A 13,034-nucleotide genomic window follows, 5' to 3' on the forward strand; every position below is an offset into this window, starting at 1 on the left:
GATAGGTTACGGCAGCGTTTCGCCGCCCCGTTTCTATTTAGGATGTCATTATGCACGCAAATAACCGCTGGTTGATCCTGGCAATGATCTCCAGCGCGCTTTTTTTAATTATCATTGATATGACCGTGCTGTACACCGCGCTGCCGCGGCTGACGACGGCGTTGGAAGCCAGCGCATCGGAAAAATTATGGATCGTTAACGCCTATCCGCTGGTGGTCGCCGGTCTGCTCCCGGGCGCCGGCATGCTCAGCGACCGTATCGGCCACAAAAAAATGTTTATCGCCGGTCTGCCGATGTTTGCCGTCGCCTCGCTGTGCGCCGCCTTTGCCCCCAGCGCCGCAATGCTGATTGCCGCCCGCGCCTTTTTGGCCGTCGGTGCCGCCATGATGATGCCGGCGACGCTTTCTATCGTACGCCACGTATTTACCGAGCCAAGCGAACGGGCGCTGGCGATCGGCATCTGGTCGGCGGTCGCCTCCGGCGGCGCGGCGGTCGGGCCGGTAGTCGGCGGCATCTTGCTGGAATACTTCTGGTGGGGATCGGTATTTCTGATCAACGTTCCGGTGGTATTGGTCGTGCTGCCGCTGGCCTGGCGGCTGATTCCCCAGTGCGGCGGCAACAGCCAGCGTCCCTTTGACGTGGTGGGTTCGCTGCAGATTATGGTAGGGCTGGTCAGCAGCATTTATGCGTTAAAAGAACTGAGCAAGACCCAGCCGTCACTGCCGATTCTGGCGCTTTCCGCTACGTTGGGGGTGCTGTTTTTAATCCTGTTCGCGCGTCGGCAGCGTCGGGCGGCATCGCCGATGATTGATTTCTCGCTGTTCAGCAACCGGCTGTTCGCCAGCGGCGTCACCGTGGCGGTGATCTCGATGATCGCGCTGGTGGGCATTGAGCTGGTATTGAGCCAGCGCCTGCAACTGGTCAGCGGCCTGACGCCGCTGCAGGCCGGGCTGTTTATCCTGCCGATTCCGCTGGCTTCCGCCCTTTCCGGCCCGCTGGCGGGGCTGCTGCTGCCGCGCTGGGGAGAGCGGCCTCTGATACTGGGCGGTCTGCTGCTGACCACGCTGGCCATCGCCGGACTGATTGGGTGTTATCACGGTGCGCCGCTATGGCAACTGGCGCTGCTATTTGCCGCCGGCTTTGGTCTGGGCGCCGCCATCACCGCCGCATCCACCGCCATTATGCTCAATGCGCCGGAGGAAAAGTCCGGTATGGCGGCGTCAATTGAGGACGTGGCCTATGAGCTGGGCAGCGTTTTGGGCATCACGCTGCTGGGTGGCCTGATGACCGTGGTTTACAGTTACAGCCTGCTCCTGCCTGCCGATCTGCCGGTGACGCAGTTGGCCTATGACAGCCTGGATGAGGCATTACGCCAGGCCGGTGAACTGAGTGCGGATCAGGGAGCAACGCTGATTAAACTGGCGCGCTCCTCCTTTGACCAGGCCTTTATCGCCGTGCTGGCCGCCGCCGCCGCCCTGATGGCCATCGGCGCCGCTGTGCTTTCCCGCGCGATGAAAAAGTAACGCCCCAACGAAAAACAGTCCCGTCAGGGACTGTTTTTATCGCTCTCGCCGTCGCTTCACCATTCACAAGACACAGTAAACAGCAAGGCTCGCCGGTGCTGATTATCCAGGAGCCGCCGCACCTGCATAATATGCCGATACCCTCTCGACTGGCGTTCCAGCCAACGGTGCCTGCGCCGCTGATTCTGTCGCATCATCCGCCAACGGGCCACTTCATTTCTACTGCGTCTCATAATTTTACCACTTATACGTCATTGCCAAACGCGGGGCATTATATACCTTTCGCCCCCCCGGCTGCACCCCGTCTGGCCGGCAGTGATGCAATGAAACAGTAATAAACGGCGCGTTATGCCAAATAAAAAGTTATTTCCACGCTGTACATCCCGTTTCTCTTCGACGCATTTATGTCACTTAAGATCCGGGAAAAGGTTTCCCCTTTGATGATCTGTGCGTACACTCATCGTTGGTGGTTTGCGAACGGGATTTTTCGCCTTTATGACAACATTTTATACCGTAATCAGTTGGCTGCTGGTGTTCGGCTACTGGCTACTTATCGCCGGTGTTACCCTGCGTATTTTGATGAAACGTCGCGCCGTGCCTTCGGCTATGGCCTGGCTGTTGATTATCTACATTCTGCCGCTGGTCGGCATCGTCGCCTATTTATCCTTTGGCGAGCTGCATTTGGGGAAACGTCGCGCCGAACGCGCCAAGGCCATGTGGCCTTCCACCGCGCGCTGGCTGAATGAGCTGAAGGAAAGCCGTCGTATTTTCGCCACGCAATACAGTGAAGTGGCGCGGCCGCTGTTTCAGCTCTGCCACCGGCGTCAGGGCATCGACGGCGTCAAAGGCAACCAGCTGCAGCTGCTGACCACCACCGACGCCACGCTGAAGGCGATGATTCGCGATATTGAGCTGGCGCGCCACAATATCGAGATGGTGTTCTATATCTGGCAGCCCGGCGGGCTGGCCGATCAGGTTGCCGAGTCGCTGATGGCCGCCGCGCGCCGCGGCGTCCACTGCCGGGTGATGCTCGACTCCGCCGGCAGCCTGCAGTTCTTCCGCAGCCCTTATCCGAACATGATGCGCAACGCTGGCATCGAAGTGGTCGAAGCGCTGAAGGTGAATCTGTTCCGCGTATTCCTGCGTCGCATGGACCTGCGCCAGCACCGTAAGGTGGTGCTGATCGACAATTACATCGCCTATACCGGCAGCATGAATATGGTAGACCCGCGCTATTTCAAGCAGGACGCCGGCGTCGGTCAGTGGATCGATCTGATGGCGCGAATGGAAGGCCCGGTTGCCACAACAATGGGGATTGTGTACGCCTGCGACTGGGAGATTGAAACCGGCAAGCGGATATTACCGCCACCGCCGGATATGAATATTATGCCGTTCGAGCAGGAAAGCGGCCATACCATTCAGGTGATAGCCTCCGGCCCCGGCTTCCCGGAGGAGATGATCCACCAGGCGCTGCTGACGGCGGTCTATTCTGCGCGCGAGCAGCTGATTATGACCACCCCCTACTTCGTGCCGAGCGACGACCTGCTGCACGCCATCTGCACCGCCGCACTGCGCGGCGTTGAGGTCAGCATTATCGTACCGCGCGATAACGACTCGATGATGGTGCGCTGGGCCAGCCGGGCCTTCTTCTCCGAGCTGCTGGAGGCCGGGGTGAAAATTTACCAGTTCGAAGGCGGCCTGCTGCATACCAAGAGCGTGCTGGTCGACGGCCAGCTGAGCCTGGTGGGCACCGTGAATCTGGATATGCGCAGCCTGTGGCTGAATTTTGAAATCACGCTGGTGATCGATGATGACGGTTTCGGCAGCGATCTGGCCTGCGTTCAGGACGATTATATCGCCCGCTCCAGACTGCTGGAGTCCAAAGAGTGGCTGAAACGGCCATTCTGGCACCGTATCCTTGAGCGCGTATTTTACTTTTTCAGCCCGCTGCTGTAATTAGCGCCGGGCATGGTTTACTATTTGCCACATCATTTATGACTGGAATTTTTTATGGATTTGAATAACCGCCTTACCGAAGATGAAACGCTGGAACAGGCATACGATATCTTCCTCGAACTGGCCGGCGACAATCTGGATCCGGCGGATATTCTGCTGTTCAACCTGCAGTTTGAGGAGCGCGGCGGCGCCGAGCTGTACGATCCGTCGGAAGACTGGCATGAGCATGTCGATTACGACTTAAACCCGGACTTCTTTGCCGAAGTGGTGATTGGCCTGGCGGAAAGCGACGGCGAACCGATCAACGACGTGTTTGCCCGCGTGCTGATCTGCCGCGAGAAAGACCACAAGCTGTGCCATATTTTGTGGAAAGAGTAACCACAAGGTACTGATAAAAAAACCTGCCAAACGGCAGGTTTTTTTGTTTTTTCCGCCGTTGGTTACAGCGGGTCCACCTTCAGGCAGGAGACCGCATGGCGGAAACTGCCCTCCAGCAGCGGACGCGTTTTGGCGCACTCCGGCCCGGCAATCGGGCAGCGCGTACGGAATACGCAGCCGGAAGGCGGGTTAATCGGCGAAGGCAGCTCCCCTTCCAACAGCTGGATTTGCTTGTCCTGCTCTTTATCCGGATCGGGCACCGGCACCGCCGACATCAGCGCCTTGGTATAAGGATGCTGCGGGTTGTGATACACCTCGTCATAGGTGCCCAACTCCACCGCATGGCCGAGATACATCACCAGCACGCGGTCGGAGATATGCTTCACCACCGCCAGGTCGTGGGCGATAAAGATCAGCGACAGCCCCATCTCACGCTGCAGTTGCTGCAGCAGATTGACCACCTGCGCCTGAATGGAGACGTCCAGCGCCGATACCGGCTCATCGCAAATCACCAGCTTCGGCTCCAGAATCAGCGCGCGGGCGATACCGATACGCTGACACTGGCCGCCGGAGAACTCGTGCGGATAACGGTTGACCAGGTTCGGCAGCAGGCCGACCTTCATCATCATCGCCTGGACCTTGTCGCGCACTTCCTGGCGCGGCATCTTCGGATAGTAGGTGCGCAGCGGTTCGGCGATGATGTCGCCGATGGTCATGCGCGGGTTCAGCGACGCCAGCGGGTCCTGGAAGATCATCTGGATATCGCTGCGCGCCTTGCGCCAGTCGGTGTCGCTCATGCCGAGCAGATCTTTGCCCAGCCAGGCCACCCTGCCGCTGGTGGCCTTGACCAGGCCGATAATCGCCCGGGCAAAGGTCGACTTGCCACAGCCCGATTCCCCCACCACGCCCAGCGTCTCCCCTTCAAACAGGCGCAGCGTCACGCCGTCTACCGCTTTCAGCGTTTTCGATGGCTGCCAGAACCACTTTTTGTCATCATTAATATCAAAGTGCACCTTTAAATCGGCCACTTCGAGCAGAACGTTCTTTTCGGTTGCTGTCGTCATACCAAGGCCTCCACCGGCTTGAAACAGGCGCGCAGGCGCCCTTCACCAAACGGCTCCAACGCGGGAGCGCTCGCACACTGATCCATGGCATACGGACAGCGCGGCTGGAACGGGCAGCCTTTCGGCAGCCGCAACAGGTTCGGCGGATTGCCGGGGATGGTCAGCAGCGATTCCCCTTCGGCGTCAAGACGCGGCACCGCATTGAGCAGGCCAATCGAGTACGGATGGCTCGGCCGGTAGAACACGTCGCGGGCGCTGCCGTACTCCATGGTGCGCCCGGCATACATCACCAGCACCTTGTTGCAGATGCCGGCAACCACGCCCAGATCGTGGGTAATCATCACGATGGCGGTATTGAATTCGCGCTTCAGCTCGTTCAGCAAGGTCATAATCTGCGCCTGTACCGTCACATCCAGCGCGGTGGTCGGTTCATCGGCAATCAGCAGTTTCGGCCGGCACAGCAGCGCCATGGCGATCATCACCCGCTGACGCATCCCGCCGGAAAACTCATGCGGATACATGCGCATGCGCTTGCGCGCCTCCGGCATTTTAACCGCATCCAGCATCCGCACCGACTCTTCAAACGCCTGGCTTTTGCTCATGTTCTTATGCAGCATCAGCACTTCCATCAGTTGTTCGCCCACGCGCATATAAGGATTGAGCGACGTCATCGGATCCTGGAAGATCATCGAAATCTCTTCGGCGCGCAGTTTGTTGAGCTGCTTCTCCGGCAGGTTGAGAATTTCCCGGCCGTTAAAGCGTGCCGAGCCGCCGATACGGCCATTGGCCGCCAGCAGTCCCATCAGGGCGAACGCGGTTTGCGACTTGCCGGAACCGGATTCGCCGACAATGCCCAGCGTTTCACCGGCGCGCAGGTCGAAGTTGAGATCGTTAACCGCCGTCACGTCGCCGTCCGGCGTCGAAAACGTCACGCGCAGATCGCGCACGTCCAGCAGCGGCGCGCCGTCGGCCGCCTGTGCGGCCGCAGCTTGCGGATATTCAAGGGTAGTCATGATGGCGCTCCTTAACGATCTTTCGGGTCGAGGGCGTCACGCAGGCCATCGCCGATAAAGTTGAAACAAAACAGGGTGACCACCAGGAAACCGGCCGGGAACAGCAGCAGCCACGGTGAAACCTCCATCGAGTTGGCGCCGTCGCTGAGCAAGGCGCCCCAGCTGCTTAACGGCTCCTGCGTCCCTAACCCCAGGAAGCTGAGGAAAGACTCAAACAGGATCATGCTGGGCACCAGCAGCGAGGCATACACCACCACCACCCCCAGTACGTTCGGCACAATATGGCGCAGTACAATGTTGCGGGTGGAGACGCCGCACACCAGCGCCGCTTCGATAAACTCTTTACGCTTCAGACTCAGCGTCTGCCCGCGTACGATACGCGCCATATCCAGCCACGACACCATGCCGATCGCCACGAAGATCAGAAAAATATTCTGCCCAAAGAAGGTCACCAGCAGGATCACGAAGAACATGAACGGGAAGGAGTTGAGGATCTCCAGCAGGCGCATCATCACCGAGTCGACTTTGCCGCCCAGATAGCCGGACAGCGAGCCGTACAGCGTACCGACCACGACGGCCACCAGCGCCGCCGCCACGCCGACCATCAGGGAAATACGCCCGCCGATGGCCACGCGCACCAGCAGGTCGCGACCGGAGGAGTCGGTGCCGAAATAGTGGGCGGACTCCAGATCCGGCGGCGCCGACATCATCCCCCAGTCGGTGTCGTCATACGCAAACTGCGACAGCCACGGCGCGATAATCACAAACAGGGTAATCAGCGCCAGCACGATCAGGCTGCCCAGCGCCGCGCGGTTATGCATAAAGCGCCGACGGGCGTCCTGCCACAGGCTGCGCCCCTCGACCTCCAGCTTTTCGCTGAAGTTTTCCAGAGCTTCGCTGTTCTTTTTGGTCAACATCATTGGCGTGCTCCAGATTAATAGCGAATTTTCGGATCGATAACGGCATACAGCACGTCAACAATCGCATTGAACAGAATCGTCAGGCCGCCGACCAGGATCGTCAGGCTCAGTACCAGCGAGTAGTCGCGGTTCAGCGCGCCGTTGACGAACAACTGCCCGATGCCCGGCAGGCCGTAGATGGTTTCAATCACCATCGAGCCGGTAATGATGCCAACAAACGCCGGGCCCATATATGACAGCACCGGCAACAGCGCCGGTTTAAGCGCATGGCGGAAAATAATGCGCCGCATCGGCAGGCCTTTGGCGCGCGCGGTACGGATAAAGTTGGAGTGCAGCACTTCAATCATCGAGCCGCGGGTAATACGCGCGATGCTGGCGATATAGGCCAGCGACAGCGCCACCATCGGCAGGACCATAAATTTGAAGGCGCCGCCGTTCCAGCCGCCGCCCGGCAGCCACTTCAGCGTGATGGCGAAGATCAGCACCAGCAGCGGCGCCACCACGAAACTGGGTATCACCACCCCGGTCATGGCGAACCCCATCACCGTATAGTCCCATTTGGTATTTTGCTTCAGCGCCGCGATCACCCCGGCGCTGACGCCCAGGATCACCGCCAGCAGAAACGCCGCCGCCCCCAGCTTGGCCGATACCGGGAATGAACCGGCCACCAGATCATTCACCGAATAGTCTTTGTATTTAAACGACGGGCCGAAATCCCCTTTTGACAGCTGCAGCAGATAATTGCCGTACTGTTTCCAGATGGGATCGTTGAGATGATATTTGGCCTCGATATTCGCCAGCACTTCCGGCGGTAACGCGCGCTCGCCGGTAAACGGGCTGCCGGGCGCCAGGCGCATCATAAAGAATGAAATGGTAATAAGGATAAATAGTGTCGGGATCGCCTCTAACAGGCGTCGAAGTATAAATTTCAGCATTGCCCTAACCCTGTGCTACAGCCTGATAACGGCTTATTATTTTGACCGGGCCGGTGACAACGTCATCGGCCCTTACCGTATCAATGTTTAATGATGTACAGATTTTTATCGTACACGTTATCAAGCGGGTCTTTACCGGTATAACCGCCCACGTAAGGTTTCACCAGACGGGCGTTCACATAGTAATAGACCGGCACGATGGCTGAGTCTTTATCCAGCTGCACTTCCGCCTTCTGGTAGAGAGCGGCGCGCTCATCTTTGCTTTTCGCCGTCAACACATTGGCCATCAGCTTATCGAAGGCTTCACTCTTATAGTGCGGCGTATTACTGCTGCTGTCGGACAGCATCATATTCAGGAAGGTGCTCGGTTCGTTATAGTCAGCGCACCAGCCGGCGCGCGCCACGTCATAGTTGCCCTGATGACGGGTATCGAGGAAGGTTTTCCACTCCTGGTTAACCAGCTTGACGTTGACGCCCAGATTTTTCTTCCAGATGGAGGCGGCGGCGATGGCCAGTTTTTTATGCAGATCCGAGGTGTTATACAGCAGGCTGAAGGTCAGCGGCTTATCCGGGCCGTAGCCGGCTTCCGCCAGCAGTTTTTTCGCTTCTTCGTTGCGTTTGTCCTGCGTCCAGCCGAACCACGCCGGCGGCGTCAGTTTCGCCCCGTCGGTATACGGCGGCGTAAAGCTGTAGGCCGGCAGATCGCCCTGGTTCTTCACTTTATGCACGATAATGTCGCGGTCGAGGCCCAGTTTCAGCGCCTCACGCACGCGCGCATCGGTAAACGGCGCTTTCTGGTTGTTGATTTCGTAGTAGTAAGTGCACAGATAAGGATCGACGTGCACCTCTTTCGGCCGCTCTTTTTTCAGTTTCTGGAACAGTTCGATCGGCATATTGTTGTAGGTCATGTCGATCTCGCCGGTGCGGTAACGGTTAACGTCGGTCACCTCGGAAGAAATCGGCAGGAACGTCACTTTATTGATGATGGTTTTGGCGTCGTTCCAATACTCCGGGTTGCGCTCCAGCACGATGCGTTCGTTAACCACCCAGTTCTTCAGCTTATACGCGCCGTTGCTGACATAGTTTTGCGGTAGCGTCCACTTCTCGCCAAACTTCTCCACCGCCTCTTTATACACCGGCTTCATGGCGTAGTGCGGCGTCATTTCCACCAGATAAGGCACCGGTTCGGTCAGCGTCACCTGGAAGGTATGGTCGTCCAGCGCCTTCACGCCCAGGGTCGATTTATCTTTTTTACCGGCGATAATGTCATCAACGTTTTCAACGTGCGCGTACTGCAGGTAGCTGGCATATGGCGAGGCGGTGTTCGGGTCCACCAGACGCTGCCAACTATAGACGAAGTCCTGCGCCGTTACCGGTTTGCCATTCGACCATTTGGCGTTTTTGCGCAGGTGGAAAGTCCATACCTTATAATCCTTGTTGTCCCAGCTTTCCGCCACGCCCGGCTCAATGCCGCCGTCCGGCGTATTGTTGGCCAGGCCTTCCATCAAATCGCGGGTGACGTTATTTTCCGGCACCCCTTCAATTTTATGCGGATCCAGCGACTGCACTTCAGAGCCGTTATTTTTAACGATCTCCTGTTTGTCAGCCAGTTGAACCCCCGCCGGCACCTCGGCGGCGAACGCGCCGGCGCTGATGCCTAGCGCGGCCATAATCCCCGCGGCCAGCAGGCTTTTCTTTGTGATGTTGGTCATATTATCCACTCCAGTTTTTTATTATCACCGGCTCGATGTCGAGACGGCGTGGCCCGTTATGCGGGCCGTGTATCCAGCCGTCGCGGAACGACTGCGGCGGCTGGCTTCTCCCCCGTATTACCCGCCGTTGCCGGCATGGTGTAATACCCATTACTGCTTGATCATGTACAGATTTTTCACATCGATATAATCGAGCGGATCTTTACCGGTGAACCCACCCACCGTCGGCTTGATCAGGCGCGCACTGACGCGGTAATAAACCGGCACCAGCGCCGAATCTTTATCCAGCTGCGTCTCCGCCTGCTGATACACCGCGGTGCGCGCGGCGGCGTCCGGCGCCTGCAGGCTGGCGGCCATCAGCGTGTCAAAGTGTGCATTTTTATAGAACAGGGTATTGTTGCTGCTGTTGGAGAGCGCCAAATTCAGGAAGGCGCTCGGTTCGTTGTAATCGCCGCACCAGGTGGCACGTGCAACGTCAAACTCCCCCTGATGGCGACTTTCCAGTGACGTTTTCCACTCCTGGTTTCTCAGGGTAACGTCTGCGCCGAGGTTCTTTTTCCACATCGACGCAGCGGCTATCGCCTGCTGTTTGTTTTGATCGGAAGTGTTGTACAGCAGCGAGAATTTCAGCGGGTTATCCGCACCGTAGCCGGCTTCGCTCAGCAGTTGCCTGGCGCGTTGATTGCGCTGGGCCTGTGTCCATGTCGCCCACTCAGGCACGGTGAAGTTGCCACCCTCGGTAAAGGTTGGCGTAAACCCGTAAGCCGGGATCTGTCCCTGCCCCATAATTTTGTTGGCGATGATGTCGCGGTCCAGCGTCAGCTTCACCGCTTCACGCACCCGCGGATCGGTAAACGGCGCCTTCTTATTATTGATTTCGTAATAGAACGTACACAGGTAAGGATTGACGTGCAGTTGCTCAGGGATTTCACGTTTCATCTTGCCAAACAGCGTTGGCGGAATGGCGCTGTTACTGATATCGATCTCACCGCTGCGGTAGCGATTAACGTCGCTGACTTCTGAGGCGATCGGCAGGAAGGTGGCTTGCTCAATCACCGACGCCGCATTGTTCCAATAGGTGTTGCTGCGTTCCAGCACGATGCGCTCGTTAACCACCCACTGCTTCAGCCGGTAGGCGCCATTGCCGACGTAATGCTGCGGCAGCGTCCATTTATCGCCAAACTTCTCTACCACCGACTGCTTGACCGGTTTCATCGAGGTATGCGTCAGCATACTGAGCAAATAAGGCACCGGCTCGCTCAGCGTCACCTGCAGGGTGTGTGCGTCAAGGGCTTTCACGCCCAGGTCCTGCGGCGGCTTTTTACCGCTCAGAATCGCGTCGGCATTGGCAATCTTGGCGTACTGCAGGTAGCTGGCATAAGGCGACGCGACGTTAGGATCCGCCAGACGACGCCAGCTATAGACGAAATCTTCCGCAGTCACCGGGGAGCCGTCGCTCCAGCGTGCCGTATTACGCAGATGAAAAGTCCAGACTTTAAACTGCTCATTCTCCCAACGCTCCGCAACCGCCGGCACCACATGGCCGTTGGCGTCGGAACTCACCAGCCCTTCCAGTAAATTGAGAATTATGTTGCTTTCCGGGTTGCCCTCTACTTTATGCGGATCGAGTGACGCCACTTCCGAACCATTATTCACCACAATAGTTTGCTGCGGTGCCAGTTGAATACCGGCAGGCACCTGAGCCGCCTGGCTGACATTCAGCGCAGAAAAAAACAATCCGGTAATAAAAACGGCTAAAGGCGTACGCGTTACGACTTGCTGCATAGTCGGGGGCTCCTCGCTATCAATAAGCATGACTTATGGAATTTTGTGAAATGCTTATAATTATTTTAAATAATCGGATACCAGCAAAAATCATTCCTGTTTGTCAGCGACGCGTGCAAACAGCGCGGAAAAGTTGCTCGGAAATTAGCAGATGCCAAAATCCACCGCCAATAAATTTTATAAAAATGTTAAGCAATTCTCTTTTGTTAGCGGCATCCTCAGCGCTTCCCATCAGGTCCCCATAGAGAAAAGTCACATTATCACAATGATTTTACTGATAAAACCAACAAAGATAGCCATCCGGCACACCGCCAACACGTCGCGCGCCACCTAAAACAAACATTAAATTAACAAATAGAACATTCAAAGAATAAACATCTGGCAATGCGAGCCTAGTCACTAATATCACCTGGATGAGGCCGAGACAAGCCCCACAGAATGATGTGATTAAATTAACAACAAAAGTTCACCAGATAATCAAAAACAGCGGGGAAGGCGCAAATAAAGGTTAAAAAAATAACGTGATGGGTACTTTATCGCCAAATAAAGTGAGAGCTATGCCACAAAATAGTGCATTGGTATAAAAAACGGACGCATCGTGCACCCTATTAATGCATTAATTAAATAAGTTTAAAGTTTAAAAATAATTTGAGCCGAAAATGACGCTTCCGGCTCAAATTACACCCTCAGAGTAAACCGGGGAAAATAGCCTTCACGCCGGTAACAATAAATTCAATGCCCAACGCCATCAGCAACAGGCCCATAATGCGCGTGATTACGTTGATGCCGGTCTGCCCCAATAGACGGACTAATAAAGGCGCGGCGCGAAAAAGCAGCCAACAGCAGAAGGCAAACAGCGCGATCGCCAGCGTAAACCCCAGCAGGTTCTGCCAACTGTGGTAGCGGGAACTCCAGACAATGGTCGAACTGATGGCGCCCGGCCCGGCCATCAGCGGCAGCGCCAACGGCACCACGCCAATGCTTTCGCGAATCGCGCTTTCCGACTTCTCCTGCTTGTTCTGTTTATCTTCCCCCAGCTTGCCGCTGATCATTGACATGGCGATGGTCACCACCAGAATCCCGCCGGCAATACGAAACGAATCGATAGAGATGCCGAACAGGCGCAAAATCCCCTCGCCGATAAACAACGACGTCCACAGGATAATCGCTACGGAAAGGTTGGCGGTGAGATTGGTTTTATTACGTCCGGCTTCCGCCTGGTAGCTGGTCATACTGATAAAAACCGGCAAAATCCCCACTGGATTCACCAGCGCAAACAGGCCGACAAAGAATTTGATATAGCCGGAAAAATCCAACAATGATTGCCCCACAAGAACTCCGCATTAATCGCTGTATTAGGGCGCACTGCCCCATGCGCGCTAATGTAATGGAAATAGTGCGGCTAATCCATCCGCCGAAGACAGCATTTTTCTTTCAGACAAGGTTTGTAATAACCACCTTGCCAATATGTTATCGCAATGTGTTTTTTAGTGGTTTTTATGTTTCAAGAAGACAGCAATGCGCTTCAAATAAGAATTTTCTCGATAACGCCAAGCTGAAAGGTGTCAGCTTGCACTTTTTGTGATTTAAATCATAAAAACACTACCCAAGAGTAGTTAAGCTTTTAGTCGTAGTCAGACAGCGTGCAACTTCCGCCGTTGCCTGAGCGACATCAAGTTCCTGAGCAAAGCTCTTTAAGCAAATCAGCATCATAGGTAGCTGACCAGTAAAGAAAACCGACGTTTTCC

At 56.2% G+C, this 13,034-nt stretch carries 11 protein-coding genes; 3 read left to right on the forward strand and 8 right to left on the reverse strand.

Annotated features, from left to right (window positions below):
• The first annotated feature begins 50 nt into the window (after positions 1–50).
• Positions 51–1,523, forward strand: coding sequence for an MFS transporter (locus TAN611_RS12765; RefSeq protein WP_203066535.1), 1,473 nt, complete (start codon positions 51–53; stop codon positions 1,521–1,523).
• A 56-nt stretch (positions 1,524–1,579) separates the two neighbouring features.
• Here TAN611_RS12765 and TAN611_RS12770 read toward each other — a convergent pair whose 3' ends face one another.
• The gene (locus tag TAN611_RS12770) at positions 1,580–1,756 is read right to left on the reverse strand and encodes a YciY family protein (RefSeq protein WP_145961123.1); all 177 of its coding nucleotides are present in this window, start codon (positions 1,754–1,756) and stop codon (positions 1,580–1,582) included.
• Between the two features lie 262 nt (positions 1,757–2,018).
• Between TAN611_RS12770 and cls the strand changes: the two genes are divergently transcribed.
• On the forward strand, positions 2,019–3,479 hold the full coding sequence (cls, locus tag TAN611_RS12775; protein WP_105231339.1) for a cardiolipin synthase: 1,461 nt from the start codon (positions 2,019–2,021) through the stop codon (positions 3,477–3,479).
• 54 nt (positions 3,480–3,533) lie between these two features.
• The gene (locus tag TAN611_RS12780) at positions 3,534–3,857 is read left to right on the forward strand and encodes an HI1450 family dsDNA-mimic protein (RefSeq protein ID WP_105231340.1); all 324 of its coding nucleotides are present in this window, start codon (positions 3,534–3,536) and stop codon (positions 3,855–3,857) included.
• A 62-nt stretch (positions 3,858–3,919) separates the two neighbouring features.
• Here the strand turns inward: TAN611_RS12780 and oppF are convergent, their stop codons facing one another.
• From oppF to TAN611_RS12815, 7 genes are all read right to left on the reverse strand, one after another.
• On the reverse strand, positions 3,920–4,921 hold the full coding sequence (gene oppF, locus TAN611_RS12785; protein ID WP_187044608.1) for a murein tripeptide/oligopeptide ABC transporter ATP binding protein OppF: 1,002 nt from the start codon (positions 4,919–4,921) through the stop codon (positions 3,920–3,922).
• Positions 4,918–5,934 (reverse strand): ABC transporter ATP-binding protein, encoded by a 1,017-nt coding sequence (locus TAN611_RS12790; RefSeq protein WP_105231342.1) that lies wholly within the window; start codon positions 5,932–5,934, stop codon positions 4,918–4,920. Before TAN611_RS12790 ends, oppF begins: the two co-directional genes overlap by 4 nt.
• Before the next feature lie 11 nt (positions 5,935–5,945).
• Positions 5,946–6,854, reverse strand: a complete 909-nt coding sequence (oppC, locus tag TAN611_RS12795) for an oligopeptide ABC transporter permease OppC (protein WP_105231343.1) — start codon at positions 6,852–6,854, stop codon at positions 5,946–5,948.
• 14 nt (positions 6,855–6,868) lie between these two features.
• Positions 6,869–7,789, reverse strand: a complete 921-nt coding sequence (gene oppB, locus TAN611_RS12800) for an oligopeptide ABC transporter permease OppB (protein ID WP_061323594.1) — start codon at positions 7,787–7,789, stop codon at positions 6,869–6,871.
• Between the two features lie 80 nt (positions 7,790–7,869).
• Positions 7,870–9,501: an oligopeptide ABC transporter substrate-binding protein OppA gene (gene oppA / locus TAN611_RS12805; RefSeq protein WP_203066536.1), complete on the reverse strand. Its 1,632-nt coding sequence runs from the start codon at positions 9,499–9,501 to the stop codon at positions 7,870–7,872.
• Between the two features lie 150 nt (positions 9,502–9,651).
• The gene (locus TAN611_RS12810) at positions 9,652–11,286 is read right to left on the reverse strand and encodes an ABC transporter substrate-binding protein (RefSeq protein WP_203066537.1); all 1,635 of its coding nucleotides are present in this window, start codon (positions 11,284–11,286) and stop codon (positions 9,652–9,654) included.
• Between the two features lie 686 nt (positions 11,287–11,972).
• Positions 11,973–12,617 (reverse strand): YchE family NAAT transporter, encoded by a 645-nt coding sequence (locus TAN611_RS12815; RefSeq protein WP_015672549.1) that lies wholly within the window; start codon positions 12,615–12,617, stop codon positions 11,973–11,975.
• Between the last annotated feature and the right edge of the window lie 417 nt (positions 12,618–13,034).

This window comes from Serratia sp. Tan611, from assembly GCF_905188235.1.
Lineage (GTDB): Bacteria > Pseudomonadota > Gammaproteobacteria > Enterobacterales > Enterobacteriaceae > Serratia_B > Serratia_B rhizosphaerae.

What these genes read in the sequence shown, in the direction of transcription:
- TAN611_RS12765 (WP_203066535.1), top strand. Translation starts at nt 51, where the DNA reads ATGCACGCAAATAACCGCTGGTTGATCCTGGCAATGATCTCCAGCGCG.
- TAN611_RS12770 (WP_145961123.1), bottom strand. Translation starts at nt 1,756, where the DNA reads ATGAGACGCAGTAGAAATGAAGTGGCCCGTTGGCGGATGATGCGACAG.
- cls (WP_105231339.1), top strand. Translation starts at nt 2,019, where the DNA reads ATGACAACATTTTATACCGTAATCAGTTGGCTGCTGGTGTTCGGCTAC.
- TAN611_RS12780 (WP_105231340.1), top strand. Translation starts at nt 3,534, where the DNA reads ATGGATTTGAATAACCGCCTTACCGAAGATGAAACGCTGGAACAGGCA.
- oppF (WP_187044608.1), bottom strand. Translation starts at nt 4,921, where the DNA reads ATGACGACAGCAACCGAAAAGAACGTTCTGCTCGAAGTGGCCGATTTA.
- TAN611_RS12790 (WP_105231342.1), bottom strand. Translation starts at nt 5,934, where the DNA reads ATGACTACCCTTGAATATCCGCAAGCTGCGGCCGCACAGGCGGCCGAC.
- oppC (WP_105231343.1), bottom strand. Translation starts at nt 6,854, where the DNA reads ATGATGTTGACCAAAAAGAACAGCGAAGCTCTGGAAAACTTCAGCGAA.
- oppB (WP_061323594.1), bottom strand. Translation starts at nt 7,789, where the DNA reads ATGCTGAAATTTATACTTCGACGCCTGTTAGAGGCGATCCCGACACTA.
- oppA (WP_203066536.1), bottom strand. Translation starts at nt 9,501, where the DNA reads ATGACCAACATCACAAAGAAAAGCCTGCTGGCCGCGGGGATTATGGCC.
- TAN611_RS12810 (WP_203066537.1), bottom strand. Translation starts at nt 11,286, where the DNA reads ATGCAGCAAGTCGTAACGCGTACGCCTTTAGCCGTTTTTATTACCGGA.